General features: G+C 71.3%; 17 protein-coding genes. 4 read left to right on the forward strand and 13 right to left on the reverse strand.

What is annotated here, in order from left to right; genetic code table 11:
* The first annotated feature begins 67 nt into the window (after positions 1 to 67).
* Positions 68 to 1171 (forward strand): efflux RND transporter periplasmic adaptor subunit, encoded by a 1104-nt coding sequence (locus GGD88_RS06765; protein ID WP_184433191.1) that lies wholly within the window; start codon positions 68 to 70, stop codon positions 1169 to 1171.
* Positions 1172 to 1181: 10 nt separating this feature from the next.
* Complete coding sequence (locus GGD88_RS06770) at positions 1182 to 4241, forward strand: efflux RND transporter permease subunit (protein ID WP_184433194.1); 3060 nt, start codon at positions 1182 to 1184, stop codon at positions 4239 to 4241.
* On the opposite strand, the gene GGD88_RS06775 is transcribed toward GGD88_RS06770, so the two are convergent.
* Together GGD88_RS06775 and GGD88_RS06780 are read right to left on the reverse strand one after the other, a co-directional pair.
* Positions 4223 to 4948: a pirin family protein gene (locus GGD88_RS06775; RefSeq protein WP_184433198.1), complete on the reverse strand. Its 726-nt coding sequence runs from the start codon at positions 4946 to 4948 to the stop codon at positions 4223 to 4225. The two genes, GGD88_RS06770 and GGD88_RS06775, sit on opposite strands and share 19 nt — an antisense overlap.
* Before the next feature lie 133 nt (positions 4949 to 5081).
* Positions 5082 to 6674 carry a gamma-glutamyltransferase family protein gene (locus GGD88_RS06780; RefSeq protein WP_184433201.1) on the reverse strand — a complete coding sequence of 531 codons (1593 nt, stop codon included), beginning with the start codon at positions 6672 to 6674 and terminating at the stop codon, positions 5082 to 5084.
* Between the two features lie 180 nt (positions 6675 to 6854).
* Between GGD88_RS06780 and gpt the strand changes: the two genes are divergently transcribed.
* Positions 6855 to 7370 carry a xanthine phosphoribosyltransferase gene (gene gpt, locus GGD88_RS06785; RefSeq protein WP_184433204.1) on the forward strand — a complete coding sequence of 172 codons (516 nt, stop codon included), beginning with the start codon at positions 6855 to 6857 and terminating at the stop codon, positions 7368 to 7370.
* Here the strand turns inward: gpt and GGD88_RS06790 are convergent, their stop codons facing one another.
* From GGD88_RS06790 to GGD88_RS06840, 11 genes are all read right to left on the reverse strand, one after another.
* Positions 7371 to 8801, reverse strand: coding sequence for a class II fumarate hydratase (locus GGD88_RS06790; RefSeq protein ID WP_184433207.1), 1431 nt, complete (start codon positions 8799 to 8801; stop codon positions 7371 to 7373).
* A gap of 31 nt (positions 8802 to 8832) precedes the next feature.
* The gene (locus tag GGD88_RS06795) at positions 8833 to 9636 is read right to left on the reverse strand and encodes a CBS domain-containing protein (protein ID WP_184433211.1); all 804 of its coding nucleotides are present in this window, start codon (positions 9634 to 9636) and stop codon (positions 8833 to 8835) included.
* 116 nt (positions 9637 to 9752) lie between these two features.
* A complete protein-coding gene (locus tag GGD88_RS06800; protein ID WP_184433214.1) occupies positions 9753 to 10328 on the reverse strand; it encodes an exopolysaccharide biosynthesis protein in 576 nt (191 codons plus the stop codon).
* 162 nt (positions 10329 to 10490) lie between these two features.
* Entirely contained in the window at positions 10491 to 11162 is a 672-nt protein-coding gene (locus tag GGD88_RS06805) for a DUF4396 domain-containing protein (RefSeq protein ID WP_184433219.1), read from the reverse strand.
* Between the two features lie 117 nt (positions 11163 to 11279).
* The gene (locus tag GGD88_RS06810) at positions 11280 to 12455 is read right to left on the reverse strand and encodes a LysM peptidoglycan-binding domain-containing M23 family metallopeptidase (RefSeq protein ID WP_184433222.1); all 1176 of its coding nucleotides are present in this window, start codon (positions 12453 to 12455) and stop codon (positions 11280 to 11282) included.
* Positions 12456 to 12525: 70 nt separating this feature from the next.
* Entirely contained in the window at positions 12526 to 13149 is a 624-nt protein-coding gene (locus GGD88_RS06815) for a protein-L-isoaspartate(D-aspartate) O-methyltransferase (protein ID WP_184433271.1), read from the reverse strand.
* A 71-nt stretch (positions 13150 to 13220) separates the two neighbouring features.
* On the reverse strand, positions 13221 to 14012 hold the full coding sequence (gene surE, locus GGD88_RS06820) for a 5'/3'-nucleotidase SurE (RefSeq protein ID WP_184433225.1): 792 nt from the start codon (positions 14010 to 14012) through the stop codon (positions 13221 to 13223).
* A complete protein-coding gene (gene serS / locus GGD88_RS06825; protein ID WP_184433228.1) occupies positions 14005 to 15279 on the reverse strand; it encodes a serine--tRNA ligase in 1275 nt (424 codons plus the stop codon). The genes surE and serS overlap by 8 nt, the downstream gene beginning before the upstream one ends.
* A 114-nt stretch (positions 15280 to 15393) precedes the next feature.
* Positions 15394 to 16422 (reverse strand): twin-arginine translocase subunit TatC, encoded by a 1029-nt coding sequence (tatC, locus tag GGD88_RS06830; protein WP_343056300.1) that lies wholly within the window; start codon positions 16420 to 16422, stop codon positions 15394 to 15396.
* A 3-nt stretch (positions 16423 to 16425) separates the two neighbouring features.
* Positions 16426 to 16863 (reverse strand): Sec-independent protein translocase protein TatB, encoded by a 438-nt coding sequence (gene tatB, locus GGD88_RS06835; RefSeq protein ID WP_184433231.1) that lies wholly within the window; start codon positions 16861 to 16863, stop codon positions 16426 to 16428.
* Positions 16864 to 17067: 204 nt separating this feature from the next.
* The gene (locus tag GGD88_RS06840) at positions 17068 to 17298 is read right to left on the reverse strand and encodes a twin-arginine translocase TatA/TatE family subunit (protein ID WP_184433234.1); all 231 of its coding nucleotides are present in this window, start codon (positions 17296 to 17298) and stop codon (positions 17068 to 17070) included.
* A 206-nt stretch (positions 17299 to 17504) separates the two neighbouring features.
* Between GGD88_RS06840 and GGD88_RS06845 the strand changes: the two genes are divergently transcribed.
* On the forward strand, positions 17505 to 18109 hold a 605-nt coding region (locus GGD88_RS06845; RefSeq protein ID WP_184433237.1), incomplete at its 3' end, for an ISAs1 family transposase.

Below are 18109 nucleotides of genomic sequence, written 5' to 3' on the forward strand. Positions count from 1 at the left end.
CTCCGAGATCCACGATCCGCGATCCGCGATCCACGATCCACGTCCGTAACCGGGGAGAACCCGTCTCATGAGCATGCGCCGGGGCCTGCTGGTCCTGGCCGGGGTGCTGCTTCCGCTCGCCCTGGCCGCCTGTGACGACGCGCCGCAACAGAGCGCCGCCGCGCGCGATCCGGACATGGTCCGGCCCGCCCGCCTCGCCGAGGCGCGCCCGGCCGACGGCACCGAGGTGCACGCGTTCGCGGCCCGCACCGAGGCGGTGCAGGTGGTCGATCTGTCGTTCCGGGTGCCCGGGCTGTTGCAGGACCTGCCTGTCAACGAGGGCGAATTGGTCAGCGCGGGGAGCGTCATCGCCCGCCTCGACCCCACGGACTATGAGCGGCGGGTGCGCGAGGCCGAGGTCAACCTGACGTCGGCGCGTCAGGACTTCGAGCGCAAGCGCCAGCTCGTCGGCCAGAACGCGGTCTCGCGCCAGGCCTTCGACGATGCCCGCAACGCCCTGGACCTGGCCGAGGTGGCGCTGGAGGAGGCGCAGCAGAACCTGGAGTACACCATCCTGACGGCGCCGTTCGACGCCATCGTCAGCCGCCGCCTGCTCGAATCCTATACCAACGTCCAGGCCGGGCAGCCGGTCGTCCGCGTGCAGGATGTCAGCGAGATCCGGGTCTCCGCCGACATTCCGGAATACCTCGTGGCCCTGACGCGCGGCGATCAGGCCGCCGCGGTCGAGGCCGTGTTCCCCTTCCTGGCCGAACGCAGCTTCCCGCTGGCGTTCCGGGAGCTGTCGACCGAGGCCAACGACGTCGCCCAGACCTACCGCATCGAGTTCGGCATGCCGCGGCCGGAGGATGTGAACATCCTGCCCGGCATGACCGCCACGCTCCGGGCGCGGACCGTGCATGCCGCGCGCCCGGAAGGGGCCGTGACGATCCCCCCCGGCGCCCTGGTGCCGGCCGATCCCGGGTCGGGTGCCGAGAGCAACGACGCGGGCTTCTTCGTCTGGGTGGTCGCCGGCCCGGACGGCGCGGTCGCGCGCCGTCCCGTGACCGTCTCCGACCTGACCAATGATACCGCCGTCGTCACCGCCGGCCTGGAGCCGGGCGACAGGGTGGTCACCGCCGGCGTGCACCACTTGCGCGAGGGCATGCGGGTGCGCCCCCTGGAGACGGAGTAGGACCGGCCCCATGGACGTTGCACGCACCTCGATCGAAAAGCCGGTCAACACCTGGCTCATCGTGCTCATCTGCCTTCTGGGCGGGATCTACGGTCTGCTGTCCGTGGGCCGCCTGGAAGACCCCGATTTCACCATCAAGGAGGCGAAGGTCATCACGGCCTATCCGGGCGCCAGCGCCCGGGAGGTGGAGGAGGAGGTCACCGAACCCCTGGAATCGGCCATCCAGCAGATGGCCCAGCTCGACGAGATCGTGTCGGTCTCCAAGCCGGGCGTGTCCGAGATCACGGTCCGCATCCAGGACACCTACAAGAGCGACGCGCTGCCGCAGATCTGGGATGAACTGCGGCGCAAGGTCACCGATGCCCGCGGCCGCCTGCCCAACAACGTGGGCGTGCCCCAGGTCAACGACGACTACGGCGATGTCTTCGGCCTGTACTACGCCATCACTGCGCCCGGCTACGCCGACCTGGAGATCATCGAGATCGCCAAGTCCCTGCGCCGGGAACTGCTGACCGTGCCCGGCGTCGCCAAGGTGGAGACCGCCGGCGAGCCCGATCCGCACGTGCACATCGAGATCGCCCAGGACAAGCTGGCGCGGCTCGGCGTCTCCCTCGGCACCGGCCTCCAGCTCCTCGACGTGGAAAACGCCGTGCAGCCCAACGGCGTGGTCACGGTGGGGGACGAGCGGGTGCGCATCGCCGTCGACGACGCCTTCGAAACCGTCGACGCCATCGAGACCCTGATGCTGGGCACCGCCGGCAGCACGGCCATGGTCCGGTTGAGCGACGTCGCCGACGTCAGCCTCGGCCGCAAACAGCCACCGGACCACATCATCCGCTTCAACGGCCAACCCGCCGTGACCCTGGCGATCGCCGCCGTGGCCGACGCCAACATCGTCGAGGTCGGCGCCGCCGTGGACCGTAAGCTGGCGAGCCTGGAGGCGGCCCTGCCGGTCGGGGTGACGTTGCACACCATCTACGATCAGGCGGCGGTGGTGGACGACGCGGTGCGGGGGTTCCTCGTCAACCTGCTGGCCTCGGTGTCGATCGTCATCGCCGCGCTGTGCCTGTTCATGGGCTGGCGCGCCGGCGTGGTGGTGGGCACGATCCTGTTCCTGACCGTGCTCGGCACCATCTTCGTCATGTGGCTGGCCGGCATCCAGCTCCAGCGCATTTCGCTGGGGGCGCTCATCATCGCCATGGGGATGCTGGTCGACAACGCCATCGTGGTGGCCGAAGGCATGCTCATCAACATGCGCCGCGGCAAGACGGCGGTGCAGGCGGCGAGCGCGGTCACGGCCCAGACCCAGTGGCCCCTGCTGGGCGCCACCATCATCGGCATCATGGCGTTCTCGGGCATCGGCCTGTCGCCCGACACCACCGGCGAGTTCCTGTTCTCCCTGTTCGCGGTCATCGGAATTTCGCTGCTGCTGAGCTGGGTGCTGGCGATCATGGTCACGCCGCTGTTCGGGGCCTATCTGTTCAAGCGCGGCGAGGCCGGGGCGGAGGACCTCTACGGCGGCCGCCTGTTCGGCGCCTATCGCGGGCTGCTGCGCGGGGCGCTGCGCCAGCGCCTGCTGACGGTGGCCGCGCTGGTCGGCGTCACCGCCGGGGCGGTCTACGGCTTCGGGTTCATGAAGGAGGGGTTCTTCCCCAATTCCAACACGCCCCTGTTCTACGTGCACGTCTGGGCGCCGCAGGGCACGGACATCCGGGTGCTGGATCAGACCATGGCCGAGGCCGAGGACGTCGTGCTGGGCCTGGACGGCGTCGAGGCGGTCAGCACCTTCGTCGGCCAGGGCGCCACCCGGTTCATGCTGACCTACGCGCCGGAGCCGCCCAACCCCTCCTACGGCCACATGATCGTGCGGGCGCGCAGCCTGGAGGCGATCCCGGGCCTGGTCGACACCGTCCGCACCGAGCTGGCGCCGCGGTTCCCGTCGACGCGGATGTTCACGGAACGCCTGATGTTCGGCCCCGGTGGCAGCGGCAAGCTGGCGGCGCGCTTCTCGGGGCCGGATCCGGACGAACTGCGCCGCCTGGCCGGGGAGGTCGAGGCGATCCTGTACCAGGACGGGGGCATCGTCGACATCCGCACCGACTGGCGCCAGCGCGAGAAGGTGATCCGGCCCGACTTCGCCGAATCGCGCGCCCGCATCGCCGGGGTCAGCCGCAACGACCTGGCCCACACCCTGCAATTCTTCACCGATGGGGTGCCGGTCGCCACCTTCCGGCACGGGGACGAACTGATCCCCATGATCCTGCGGGCGCCGCCGGCGGAGCGCGGCGACCTGTCCGCCCTGCCGGACCGCCTGGTGTGGAGCCAGGGTCAGAGCCAGTACGTGCCGGTGGGACAGATCCTCGACGGCTTCGAGGTGGTGGCGGAGGACACCCTCATCCGCCGCCTTGATCGGGTGCGCACCCTGACTGTGCTGGCGCGCCCGGCCGGCGACCAGAGCGTGGCGCAGATCCACGCCCGGGTCGCGGCCGCGGTCGAGAGCGTGCCGCTGCCGCGCGGCTACACCTTCGAATGGGGCGGCGAGATCGAGGACACCGCCGAGGCCCAGGCCGGCCTGCTCGGGCAGGTGCCGGTCGGGTTCCTCATCATGGTGCTCATCACCGTGGTGCTGTTCGGCACCGTGCGCGAGCCGCTGATCATCTGGTTGGTGGTGCCCATGTCCATCTGCGGCGTCACGGTCGGGCTGCTGGCCACGGGGCTGCCGTTCGACTTCCCGTCGCTGCTGGGTGTGCTCAGCCTGTCGGGGATGCTGATCAAGAACGCCATCGTGCTGGTCGAGGAGATCGACCTGCAGCTTCAGGAACAGCCCGACCGCTTCACCGCCCTGGTGCAGGCCAGCGTCAGCCGTCTGCGGCCGGTGGTGCTGGCGGCGGGGACCACGATCCTGGGCATGCTGCCGCTCCTGATGGATGCCTTTTTCGCCTCCATGGCCGTGACCATCTCCAGCGGCCTCGCCTTCGCGACCGTCCTGACCCTGGTGGCGGTGCCGGTGCTGTACAGCCTGTTCTACGGCATCCGGCCGGGCGAGCAGCGTCAGCGGGCGGGGGCCTGAGCGGCCATGTCGAACACCAGCACCTCGGCGTCCTCCGTGCCCTGGGCGGTCAGGGTCACGTCGGGCGCCTCGGACAGCCCCAGGCCGTCGCCGGGACCCAGACGCAGGCCGGTGTTGGCCCGCACGACGCCGCGCGCCACCTGCACCCAGGCGATCCGGCCCGGCCGCAGGGCCAGGGACACGGCCTCGCCGTGCGTCAACAGCGTGCCGTAGAGGTCGACGTCCTGGTGCACGGTCACGGCGCCGTCGCGGCCGTCGCGCGCCGCCAGGAGGCGCAGGCGGCCGCGCCGCTCGGTCTCGGGGACCGCGATCTGCTCGTAGGACGGCGCCAGGCCGGCGGCCTCTGGCAGGATCCAGATCTGGAGAAAGTGCACCGGCTCCGTCGCGGAGGCGTTGTACTCGCTGTGGCGGATGCCGGTGCCGGCCGTCATGCGCTGGATCTCGCCCGGGCGGATCACCGAGCCGGTGCCCAGGCTGTCCTCATGCCGCAACGCCCCCGCCAGGACGTAGGACAGGATCTCCATGTCGCGGTGGCCGTGGGTGTCGAAGCCGGCCCCCGGGCGCACCCGGTCCTCGTTGATGACCCGCAGAGGGCCGAAGCCCATGTGCGCCGGGTCGAGGTAGTGGCCGAAGGAGAAGGTGTGGCGGCTGTCCAGCCAGCCGAAACGGGCATGGCCGCGCTCGTCGGCGGGGCGGTGCAGGTACAACGTATGATCCTCCGAGGCATCCAGAACGCATGCCCGGACATATCGCGATGGCCCGGAGGCCCCACAATCACCCTTTCGGAGGCCACGCTGTTGCCGGGCGGGCAACAATCCGCCGGAGCATGGCCGTCGAGGATCAGAACGCGGCGACCACGCCGTCGGCGCGCGGATCGGTGGCGCCCTCCAGCACGCCGTCCGGACGCCGCACAATGGCGCCGGCGTGGCCCAGCACCTCGTCGAACGGGGCGAGACGGGTCACGGCGTGGCCGGCCTGCTCAAGGGCCGCGATCACGGCCGGGTCCAGGCGGTCCTCGATCTTCAGGTCGTGGCTGGGACCGGCCCAGGCGCGGCCCAGCGCCCAGCGCGGCCCGGTGACGGCCTGTTGCAGGGGCTGGCCGAACAGCGCATGGCGGGAAAACAGGATGGCCTGGATCTGCGGCTGGCTGTCGCCGCCCATGGTGCCGTAGACCATGGTCGAGCCGTCGCGCAGCCGCGCCATCGGCGGGTTCAGGGTATGGAACGGCCGCCGGCCGGGGATCAGCACGTTGGGCGCGGCCGGGTCGAGCTGGAAGGCGATGCCGCGGTTGTGCCAGACCACGCCGGTCTCGGGCAGGGTCACGCCGGAGCCGAAGCCGTGGAACAGGCTCTGGATGCAGCTCACCGCGCGGCCGGCGCCGTCGACGCAGCCCATCCACACCGTGTCGCCGTCGACCGGCGCCGCGCCCCAGGCGGCGGCGCGCTGGCGGTCGATCTCGGCCGCATGCTGGTCCAGCACCGTGTCCGACAAATAGGTGGTGGGGTGCACCGCCATGTAGCGCGGGTCGGTGACGTGCCGGTTGCGGATCCGGTAGGCGATCTTGGTGGCCTCGATCAGGCCGTGCACGTGGTCGAAACCGTCCGCCTCCGGCACGCCCAGGCGCTCGAACAGCCCCAGGATCATCAGCGACGCCAGGCCCTGGGTCGGCGGCTGGGTGTTGTAGACCGTGCCGGCCCCCAGCTTGAGCGCCAGCGGCCGCCGGCGCACCGAGCGGTGGCTCGCCAGGTCGTCGGAGACCAGCGGGCTGCCCTGGGCCTTCAGGTCCGCGGACAACGCCCGGCCGACCCCGCCGCGGTAGAAATCGTCCAGGCCGTGCGCCGCCAGCCGTCGCAGGGTGGCGGCCAGGGCGGGGTTGGTCTGCCAGGCGCCGGCGGTCGGCGGCTGGCCGTCCTCCAGGAACAGGTCGGCGAAGTGGGGCAGGCCGGCCACCTCGTCCAGGATCCGGCGCGAGGTGCGGGCCACCGAGGTGGCGACCGGATAGCCGGTCTCGGCGTAGTGGATCGCGTCCTCCAGCAGGCGGGCCAGCGGCAGCGAGCCGTCCCAGTGCTGGGTGCTGACCTCCAGCGCCGAGGACCATCCCGACACCGCGCCGGCCACGGTGTTGGCCGCCAGCGGCCCGCGCAGGGGGACGGCGTCGAGTCCGCGGTCCCGGTAGAGGTCCGGCGTGACGGCGCGTCCTGCGGCGCCGGCGGCCTCCACCGACAGCGGCGCCCGCCCGGGCCGCGCGATCAGCCAGAAGGCATCGCCGCCCAGGCCGTTCATGTGCGGGTAGACCACCGCGCAGGTCGCGGCCGCGGCGACCATGGCCTCGATCGCGTTGCCCCCGTCCCGCAGCACCCGAAGGCCCGCCTGTGCCGCGAGGTGGTGCGGCGCGGTGACCATTCCGCGACCGGCCATCAGGGTGTGCAACATGCCTGTCCCATCCGTCTGCGCATCGAACGTGCATCCTGTATGGGATATCCACCCCGGAGTCGTCCAGAGCCTCGTGACGGCGACCGCCCGGCGACCGCCCGGCGGGCGGCGCTGTTGCTCCCCGGGAGCGGGGACGGTAAGCAGGGGCTCCCTCTCCCGCCAGGCCCACGGACACCCGCCATGACGAAGGACTACACCCACAGCATCTACATGCCGATCCCCTGGGAAATCTTCCATCGGGACACGCGCATGCTGGCGCAACGCATCCTGGCCGCCCGCGATCACTTCGACGGGATCATCGCCATCGCCCGCGGCGGCCTGATCCCCGCGTGCATCATCGCCCGCGAACTGGACATTCGCACGGTCGAGGCGGTCAGTGTCGCCAGCTACGACGACCGCGCCCAGGGGCAGCCGCGCATGCTCAAGGGGGTGGATACCGACCTGGTGGGCGACGGCGACAATTGGCTGGTGATCGACGATTTGGTGGACTCGGGTGTCACCGCCGGGGTGGTGCGCACGCTGCTGCCCAAGGCGACCATCGCCACCGTCTACGCCAAGCCGGAGGGCCAGGCGACGGTGGATCTGTTCGCCGTGCCGGTGAAGAGCGAACTGTGGCTGCTGTTCCCGTGGGACGCGGAACTGAAACCGAACGAGCCGCTGGCGCGCAACGCCACCGCCTCGGACCTGTCGGACTGATCACCCGCCGGGCTCGACCTCTGTACCGCCGCCCAGGGCGAGGGCGCGCGGATCGACCACGCGGTCGTACGCCTCGGCGTCCATCAAGCCCAGGGTCAGGACCGCCTCACGCAGGGTGGTGCCCTCGTGCGCTGCCTTGTGGGCCGCCTCGGCGGCGCGATCATAGCCCACCGCCGGCGCCAGCGCCGTGACCAGCATCAGCGAGCGGCCGGCCAGATCCGCCAGCCGGGCGTCGTCGGCCGCCAACCCGGCCACGCAGCGGTCGGCGAACGAGCGCGCGGCGTCGCCCAGCAGGCGGATCGACTGCAGCGTGTTGTGGATGATGACGGGCTTGCAGGCGTTCAGCTCCATCTGGCCGCCGGCGGCGCCGTGGGCGATGGCGACATGGTTGCCTTGCACCTGGGCACAGACCATCACCAGCGCCTCGACCTGGGTCGGGTTGACCTTGCCCGGCATGATCGACGAGCCGGGCTCGTTGGCGGGCAGCATCACCTCGCCGATGCCGCAGCGCGGCCCGCAGCCCATGAACCGGATGTCCCCGGCGATCTTGGCCAGCGCCGCCGCCGTGCCGCCGAGCGCGCCCGACAGGTCCACGAACACGTCATGGGCCGCGTTGGCGGCGAACGGGTTGTCGGCGCGCCGCACCTCCAGTCCCGTCAGGGCGCGGACGGCGTCCAGGACCGCGTCCACGAACCCCGGTGGGCAGTTCAGGCCGCTGCCGACGGCGGTGCCGCCCTGGGCCAGCGGCAGCAGGTCGTCCGTCAGGCGGCGCAGGCGGGTCGCCGCCGCCTCGACCTGGGCGGCGTAACCGCCGAACTCCTGACCCAGGGTGACCGGTACGGCATCCTGCAGGTGGGTGCGGCCGCTCTTGACGCGATCGCCGAAGGTCACGGCCCGCTCGGCCAGGGTGTGCCCCAGGTGGTCCAGCGCCGGCAGCAGGCGGTCGCGCAACTCCAGCAGGGTCGCCAGATGCATCGCGGTGGGGATGGTGTCGTTGGACGACTGGCCCCGGTTCACGTGGTCGTTGGGGTGCACCGGCGTGCGCCGCCCCATGGGCTGGCCCAGCACCTCGTCGGCGCGGTTGGCGATCACCTCGTTGGCATTCATGTTGGTTTGGGTGCCGCTGCCGCTCTGCCACACCGGCAGCGGGAAGTGGTCGTCGAGCGCGCCGTCGGCCACCTCGCGCGCGGCGGCGGCGATGGCCTCGCCGATGGCCCGGTCGAGGCTGCCCAGCGCCATGTTGGCGCGCGCCGCCGCCAGCTTCTGGACGCCGAGGGCGTGAACTAGCGCCGGCGGCATGCGCTCCAGGCCGATCGGGAAGTTCTCCAGGGCGCGCTGGGTCTGGGCGCCCCAGTAGCGGTCCGCGGGCACGCGCACCACGCCCAGGCTGTCGGTTTCCTCGCGCATCGCCTCCGCTGCGGCCGAGTCCATGGTTCCGTGCTCCTTCTTCAGGCCGGACGGGTCAGCGCCGCACGCGCGGGCGCAGGCTGTAGACCTGCAAGCCGCCGGGGTGGCTCGCGGCCCCATGGCGGCTGGTGGTCTTGTCGGGGTCCGGCGCCGACGCGGCCGGCGCCTGCACGATGGCCCGCAACACCCGCCCGATGGTCGCCTCGCCGTTGTGGTCCAGCGCCAGGTCGGTGACCGACAGGATGCCCGCCAGATCGCCCGCCGCGTCCACCACGCACAGCCGGCGCACGCCTTCGCGCATCATCAGGTCGGCGGCCTCCGACAGCGGCGCGTCCTGGGCACAGGCCACGATCCGGTTGGTCATGATGTCGGCGACCGGGCGGGCGTCCAGGTCGACGCGGTCGGCCACCGCCCGCGCCACGATGTCGCGGTCGGTGACCATGCCGACGGCCTCGTCCCCGTCGAGCACCACGTACAGGCCCACGCCGTCGGTGCGCATCTGACGCGCGACGTCGCGGATGCGGTTGTCGGAGTGGACCGTCTTGACGGTCCGGGTCATGACGTCGGCCACCGTCATCGGGCCACCGCTCTGACCGGTGCGGGCCGGCCCGTCGCCGCGGTCCGTCCGCAGGCTGCGGATGGCGTCGCGGATCTCCGACAGCGGGGCCGGACGGCCGCCGCCCATGTTCTCCTCCTCGGCCACCATCAATTCGATGGCGTCGTATTCCCACTGCCGCAGCACCGCGAGCTTGTCGCGGCCGGAGAGGTCGCTCTTGGTCAGGAGTTCGCTCGGCGAGCAATCGCCCATCCGATAGCCCAGCAGAGGATTGGACTCCGTGTTCGTGGTGTCGGTGTTCATGCCACCTCCCTCTGGTTCGCGTGGAGCGGGGATGCGCCCAGACCGTGCGGCCTGTGCCAAGACCTTTCTCTATGAGATGGGCGCGGCGGCCGCGTCGATAAAGGGACGGCGCCGGCCTACAGGACGGCCCAGGCGGCGAGGGCGAAGCCGCCCGCCGCGGCCAGCAGCGCCAGCAGGACCAACAGGCCGTCCTCCACCGTCAGGGCCAGGCCGAAGACCGTGATGGCCAGCGACGGCGGGCCGGCGCCGCCGGGCACGATCGCCAGCGGGTACATCGACAGGGCCGTGGCGATGATGACCAGGATCGGGCCGGCACGCCACGGCGGTTGCGTCAGGGGCCGCAGCCGCGGCCGCACCACCACGGCCAGCCGCTCGATCCAGGGCCGCACGCGGGCAATGGCGTAGCGCGCCCGGTCCCGGTCGACGCTGGCCCGGCCCAGCCAGCGCGGCACCCACGGCGCCCCTGAGACCAGCAGCGACTGCACCAGCAGCACCGTCAGCACCGTTGCCAGCAGCACGCCCGCGCCCGGGATCCAGTTGACCGGTGACAGCATCACCAGCCCGATGGCGAACACCAGCGGCCCGTAGGCGCGGCGCCCGAACGCCTGCACGATATCGTCGACCGACATCGTCTCGCCACCGCGCGCACTCTCTTCCAGGGTATCGAGCACCCCCTTCACGGTTTCCGTCATTATCGGGTTCCTCCTGTCGCCGGCCGCAGCGCCGGGGAAACCGGCGCGGACCGCCTGGCCCATAGCGCCGATCGCTCGAAATCGGAACCACCGGCGTGGGGCCGCTTTCGAGCGTGACTCGGCGCGATCTGTTGGTTTCAGAGCGGCACGCGCCGGTCCGTCTCAGTGGCCGTGGGCCTCCGCCGGATGGCCCATGCCCTGCTTGATGCCGCCGCGGATCATCAGCACGTTGACCGGATAGGCGGCGATCAGACCCGCCGTCAGGGACACCAGCAGCGAGGTCCAGAACAGCGGCTGCGCCATCGTGGCCTCGCCGGCCAACCACAGGTCGACGCCGATGGCCACCACCTCCATGACCGTGATCGAGGCGGTCTCGCTGACGACGCTGTCGCGGAACGCCTCGCGGGCGCTCACGCCCTCGGCCATCAGCGGCCCCATGGTCAGCGCGAATCCGGCCGCGAAGGCCAGCGCGAAGGTGATCGTGCTGACGGTCAGGGCGCCCAGCGCCAGGATCCCGGCCACCACCACGATCCCGATGATCTCGCCGATCCCGCAGCCGGCGTAGCAGTGCGCCAGCGATCGGAAGGCGCGGCGCCACAGGCTGTCGCGGGCGATCTGAGCGCGTCCCGAGTAGTAGTACACCAGCAGGCCGACCGGCCCGGAGTAGGCCACCGTGAGGATCCACACCCAGCGCATGAGGCCCATGGTCTGCGGGTTGCGGTGCCGCAGGTCGCGCAGCAGCCAGACCAACGACGCCGCGTTCAGCAGCAGCCACCCGACCAGCACGGCCGGTTGGTCCAGGATCGGGACGAGGGCGGTGCGCAGGGATTCCATGGGGACCTCCGGTGCGGGTGGGGGTCGCCGGGCCGGCGGTCGCCGGTCGGGCGCTCCGGTGATCGGAACGCCGCGCGCCGCCAAGGGTTCCCGTCTGCCTGCGGTCGGGACTCAGGATCAGGTATCGGTGCGCGATCCCATGTGGTCGCGCGGATCGACCGGTCTCGCGCCCCGGCGGATCTCGAAGTGCACCTGGGGTGCATCCACCGAGCCGGTGCGGCCGGCGCGGGCGATGATCTGGCCGCGCTGCACAAGCTGGCCACGCCGCACCTCCAGGCGCGAGGCGTGGGCATAGGCGGTGGTCCAGCCGCCGGCGTGTTTGATGAGGACCAGGTTGCCGAAGCCCTGGATTTCGTTGCCGGCGTAGACCACGACGCCGGCATCGGCCGCCCGGATCGGCGCGCCCATGGGCACGGCGATGTTGATGCCGTCGTTGTGCAGGCCGTCCCGGCCCGGCCCGAAGCCGGCGATCACCTCGCCCACCGCCGGCCACAGGAAGCGGCTGCCGGCGCGCGGCGGCGGGTCGGGCAGGGGCACCGCGCCGCGCGCCACGGCGGCCGTCGGCATCGGCGGCGGCGGCGGCAGGGCGCCGGTGGCGGCCGGGACCGGCGGCAGCGGCGCCGGCCGCACGTCCCGGGGCCGCTCCGGGCTTCGGTCCTGCGCCGGGGCTGCGGTGGGTTCGGGGGTCGGGCGCGGCGACGTGGCCGCGCCGGGGGCCGCAACCGGGTCGGCGGTGCGGGTCGGGGACGGCACGGCGAGCTCCCGTCCTGGGGTCTGCGGGGACGGCGGGCGCGCCGGGCGCGGCATCGTCGCGATCGCGCGGGTCGGCTCGGTGGCGGGCGTGCTCTCGGGTTGGTCTGTCGCCGGGATGACCAGGGCCTCGCCGGTGCGGATGACGTAGGGCGGCGCCAGGCCGTTGGCGTTGGCGATGGCCGCCACCGACGGCCCGTAGCGCCGCGACAGCGCGTGCAGGGTGTCGCCCGCGCGCACCTCATGGACCCGCTGGGCCGGCAGCGTCAGCACCTCGCCGGGGTGCAGGATGAAGGGTGGGGCGAGGGCGTTTGCGGAGATGATCGCCCGCGTCGGCACGCCGGTGCGGCGCGCGATGGCATACACGCTGTCCCCGGGCTGGACCACCACTTGGCGCGCCCGGGTGGGGTCGCCGTGGGCTCCCGTGGCCCCGGGTAAGCCGTACGGCGCGTCACGCCAGCCACGGTCGCACCCGGCCAGCGCCACCCCGGCCAGCGCCAGGAGGGTGAGGAGGCGGGGCAGTCCGTGGGCCATGCGGATCATGGCGGCTACTATACAGGCGCGCGGGCGGCGGGACCAGCCGCGGCGCCCCGGGTGCCCGGCGGCGCGGGGTTCAGCGCAGGCCGTCGTCGGTCTCGTCGCGCGGCACGCCCCCCAGCAGCGGCACGAAGCGCACCGCGATCAGCCGTTCGGTGCTCAGCCGGTGGCCATTGCGGCGCACCCGGGTCACCCATTGCTGGTCCGGATCGCCGACCGGCAGCACCATGATGCCGCCGTCGTCGAGCTGGTCGGACAGGGTTTCGGGGATCTCGCGCGCGCCGGCAGTCACCAGGATGCGGGAGAACGGCGCCTGCGCCGGCCACCCTTTCATGCCGTCGCCGTGGCGGGTGACGATGTTGGTCAGGCCCAGCCGGCGGAAGCGTGCCTCGGCCTGGTCCAGCAGCGGCCTGTGACGCTCCACCGTGTACACGCGCCGGGCCACCCGCGACAGGATGGCGGCCTGATACCCGGAGCCGGTGCCGATCTCCAGGACCTTGTCCCGCCCGGTCAGCTCCAGCGCCTGGGTCATCAGTCCGACCACCAGCGGCTGGCTGATGGTCTGCCCGCAGGCGATCGGCAGGGCGCGGTTGTCGTAGGCCAGGTCCAGGAACGGCTCGGAGACGAACGCCTCGCGCGGGATGGTCTCCAGGGCGGACAGGACGCGCGTGTCCGTCACCCCTGCCAGCCGCAGCTCCATCAGCAGGCGGATCTTGTGGTCGTGCCCGTTGCCGTCGTCCGGACCGGCCTCGGGAGGGCCGTCGAATTCGCTCAAAAGACGCTGCCCATGGCGTCCATGGTCCCTTCGTCGGTCAGGTCGATGCACAGTGGCGTGACCGCGACGCAGTTCTGTGCGATGGCGTGCAGGTCGGTGTCGGCGCCATCGAAGCCACGCACCTGTTCGACTCCGATCCATACATAAGGTCGGCCCCTGGGGTCCACCCGTTCGACCAGGTTTTCCGAGAACCGGCTGGAGCCCACGCGCTTGCCCTGGCGCGCCAGACGGATGCCGGCCACCTGGTCGGCGGGGCAGTCGGGGACGTTGACGTTGATGAGCACCTCCCGGTTCCAGCGCGCCGCGCACGCGCGCCGGACCACCTCGCCGATCGTGGCCTCGGCGGTGTCCCAGGGCACCGCGTCGGGGTCTGAGAACTGCTGCGACAGGGCGATCGAGCGGATGCCCAGCAGGGTGCCCTCCATGGCCACCGCGACGGTGCCGGAATAGGTGATGTCCTCGCCCATGTTGCCACCGCGATTGATGCCGGACAACACGAGGTCCGGCGGGTGGTCGGCCATGAACAGCTTGACGCCGAGCAGCACGCAGTCGGTGGGTGTGCCGCGCACCGCGACATGACGCGGCCCGCGCCGTTGGTAGCGGATCGGGTCGTGCAGGGTCAGCGAATGGCCGGCGCCGCTTTGCTCGGTCTCCGGCGCCACCACCCAGACGTCGTCCGAGAGGGTGCGCGCGACCCGTTCCAGCACCTGGATGCCGGGGGCGTCGAGACCGTCGTCGTTCGACACCAGGATGCGGGCCTTGGACAGGTCGGGGATGGGCTCAAACATCGGGACGCAGCACCTCCAGCCCGCCCATGTAAGGTTTGAGGGCGTCGGGCACCGTCACCGAGCCGTCCGCCTGCTGATAGTTTTCCAGCACCGCCACCAGGGTGCGCCCCACCGCCAGGCCGGAGCCGTTCAGGCTGTGCACGGGCAGGGTGCCCTTGCCGTCGGTGGGCCGGAAGCGGGCGTCCATGCGGCGGGCCTGGAACGCGCCGACGTTGGAGCACGACGAGATCTCCCGGTAGCGGCCGGCGCCGGGCAGCCAGACCTCGATGTCGTGGGTGCGCTGGGAGGCGAAGCCCATGTCGCCGGTGCACAATACAACGGTGCGGAACGGCAGGCCCAGGCGCTTCAGCACCTCTTCGGCGCAGGCCGTCTTGCGCTCCAGCTCCTCGGCGGAGCGGTCGGGGTGCACGATGCTGACCAGTTCCACCTTCTCGAACTGGTGCATGCGGATCATGCCGCGGGTGTCTTTGCCGGCGGCGCCGGCCTCGGAGCGGAAGCACTGGGTGAAGGCGGTGAAGCGCAGCGGCAGGGCGGCCTCGTCCAGGATCTGGCCGGCCGCCAGATTGGTCAGCGTCACCTCGGCGGTCGGGATCAGCCAGTAGCCGCCCTCGACCCGGAACAGGTCCTCGGCGAACTTGGGCAGGTTGGCGGTGCCGAACAGCGGTTCGTCGCGCACCAGGGCCGGGGTGTTGACCTCCGTATAGCCGTGCTCGGTGGTGTGCAGGTCCAGCATGAACTGGGCCAGGGCACGCTCCAGGCGGGCCACCGGTCCCTTCAGGATGACGAAGCGGGCGCCGGACTGGCGCGCTGCGGTCTCGAAGTCCATGCCCAGGGCCGGGCCGATGTCGAAATGCTCGCGCGGGCTGACGTCGAACGCGCGCGGTTCGCCCCAGCGCCGGATCTCGACGTTGTGGGTCTCGTCCGGGCCGTCGGGCACATCGTCGCGCGGCGTGTTGGGCTGGCCCGCCAGCAGGTCGCGCAGTTCGGCGTCGACGGCCGCGTTCTCGGCCTCCAGGTCGGCCATCTGGGTCTTGATCGCGGCCACCTCGTCGATCAGCGCTTGGGCGTCGCCGCCCTCCTTCTTGACCTTGCCGATGCTCTTCGACGCCTCGTTGCGGCGGGCCTGAAGCACGTTCAGGCGGGCCTGACTGGCGCGGCGGCGGTCGTCGAGTGCCAGCAGGTGGTCCGCCATCGGCGCCAGGCCGCGCCGCGTCTGGCCGCGGTCGAAGGCGTCGGCGTTGTCGCGGATCCAGCGTATGTCGTGCATCGGTCTCCTGTCCGTTCTGGAGCATGGGTCCGGGGCGTTTCGGCACCCGCGCCCGCCGGGGACGGATGGGCGGCCGGCCCCGGTCGAGGCGGGTGGCCGGCCGCGCCGGCCGGCTCAGCGCCCGGTGTTGAAGTCGGTGTCGGGTGGCCCGTCGTCCTCGTCGGCGTCCTCGTCCCCGTCGGCGGCGTCGTCGTGCTCGGGGCGCGGGCGGGCCGCCGCCGTGGTGGCCGGGGCCGCTGCCTCGGTGGCGGGACGGCCACCGCCGCCCGGGCCACCGCCGCCCGGGCCACCGCCGCCGGGACCGTCATTGTCCGGACCGCCGTCCTCGTCCTCGTCCTCCTCCTCGTCGTCGAGCAGGTCGTCGTCCTCGGCGTCGCCGCGGCGCTTTTCCACGTAGCGGCAGGCCCAGATGGAGCCCTCGTAGAGCAGGATCAGCGGCAGGGCCAGGCCGATCTGGCTGATGACATCGGGCGGCGTGACCACGGCGGCCAGCACGAACACGCCGACGATGGCGTACTTGCGCGCCGCCGCCAGGCCTTTCGAGGTCACCATGCCGACGCGGGCCATCAGGGTCAGCGCCACCGGCAACTGGAAGCTGATCCCGAACGCCAGGATCAGCTTCATCACCAGGCCCAGGTACTCGCCGACCTTGGCCTCCAGCTCGATCGGCAGCACCGTCTCGGCGCCGGTGGTCTGGAAGCCGAGCAGGAACCGCCAGGCCAGCGGCATCACCATGTAGTAGACCAGGGCCGCACCGGTCACGAACAGCACCGGCGAGGCGAACAGGAACGGCAGCAGTGCCCGCTTTTCGTACCGGTACAGGCCCGGCGCGATGAACAGCCAGATCTGGGTGGCGAACACCGGGAAGGTCACCACGATGGCGCCGAAGGCCGCCACCTTGACGTAGGTGAAGAACGCTTCGGTCAGCGCCGTGTAGATCATGCGCTGGCTGCCGCCGACCTCGGCCATGATGTCGGCGAGCGGCTGGACCAGGAAGTCGTAGATGTGCTGGGCCAGGGCGTAGCAGGCGAAGAAGGCGACGATGAAGGCCAGAACCGACCACAGCAGGCGGGTGCGCAGTTCGGTCAAATGCTCCACCAGCGACATCTTGTTGTCGTCCGGGTTGTCGCTGTAGGTGGCCACCACTCAGTCCTCGTCGGTCTTGGTCTTGTTCTTAGTCTCGGTACCCGCCGCCGTCGGTCCCGTGGGATCGCCCGCACCGGTGTGATCCAGCGGCCGCCCGGGCGTGCCGGCCTCGGCGGCCTCGCCACGCGCAGGACGGCGCGCCGGATCGCGCCCGAAATCGTTCAGATCGCGGGCGACACGGCCATCGGGGTCGACCATCTTGTTGATCGACTGGCCGACGTTGGTGCGCCGGGCCTTGTTGATCCCGTCGCGCACGTCCTCCAATTCCGAGTCGCGGATGACCTCGTCGACGTGGCTCTGGAACTCGCGGGCCAGGGACCGCAGCTTGCGGGTCCACTGCCCCAGGGTGCGCAGGACCTTGGGGAGGTCCTTTGGACCGATCACCATCAGGGCGATCACGGCGATCACCGCCAGTTCGATCCATCCGAAATCAAGCATGGGCGATTGCCTCCGGCGCCACGGCAACGATGCCGACCCGCTCCTTACCCAGGGGTCACACGGCGGGGTCACACGGCGGGGCCACACGGCGCCACGCCGCATGACCGGCAACCATGCGGCCGGGACCGGCCGCTGCGGACCGGGTCGTCGGGTCGGACGGGAACGGGCGGCGCGGGCGGTGCCGGCGCCGCGGGGACCCCGTGCCTAGCTCTTCAGGGCCTCGTCTTTCTTGCTCTCGCTGGCGGTCGTGGACTCGCCCTCGATCTTCTTCTTGTCGCCGCTCTCGCCGCCGTCCTCGTCATCGGCGAGGCCCTTCTTGAAGGCCTTCACGCCCTTGGCGACGTCGCCCATCAGGCGCGGGATCTTGCCCGCGCCGAACAGCAGCAGGACGACGATCAGGACAATGACCCAGTGCCAGATGCTGAAAGTACCCATACTTACCCAACTCCTCGAACGATTGCGCCCCGCGGGCCGTCACGCCCGGGCGGGCGCCCGGCGCGCCGGTACCATGCACCAACAGGCGCGCGCGGAAAAGGCCCGCGTGCACATCGACCAGGGGAATCGCATTTGAGAAATCGGGGTAGCGGTCGAGCTTGAAATGGATTCTGTAGGGGACTCCCTTGCATCAAGTGGGAGGCCCCATGTCCTGGTTCCTGGATGCGTTTGCCGAGGTTCCCGACCCCCGGGCGTCGAATGCCCGGCACGATCTCCTTGAGGTTCTGACGATCGCCCTGGTGGCATCGATCTGCGGGGCGGAGGACTGCTCGGACTTCGCGGATTTCGCGGTCGACCGCGAAGGCCTGTTCCGTGAGTTTCTGACGCTCAAACACGGGATTCCCAGCCACGACACCTTTTCCCGGATCTTCCGATTGTTGGACCCGGAGGCCTTTTCGGAGGCGTTCGGCCGGTTTTTGGACGATCTCGGAGCGCCCGGCGCGGGCGTCATCGCGATTGATGGCAAGACGTTGCGCCGATCGTTCGACACCGCGGCCGGGCGTTCACCGCTGGCGGTGGTGACGGCCTTTGCCTCGGCGACGTCGACCGTGATCGGCCAGGAAGCCTATCGCGCGGGAAACGGCGACAGCGAGATCGTCGCGGCGCGGGCGGTGCTGGAGTGTCTCGACCTGAGCGGACAGTTGGTGACGGCCGACGCGCTGCACTGCCAGGGCGAGACGGCCCGGATCGTCCTGGAGCGCGGCGGAGATTACCTGTTCCGCCTCAAGTCCAACCGGCCGGCCCTGCATGA

This window comes from Roseospira goensis (assembly GCF_014197795.1).
GTDB lineage: Bacteria > Pseudomonadota > Alphaproteobacteria > Rhodospirillales > Rhodospirillaceae > Rhodospira > Rhodospira goensis.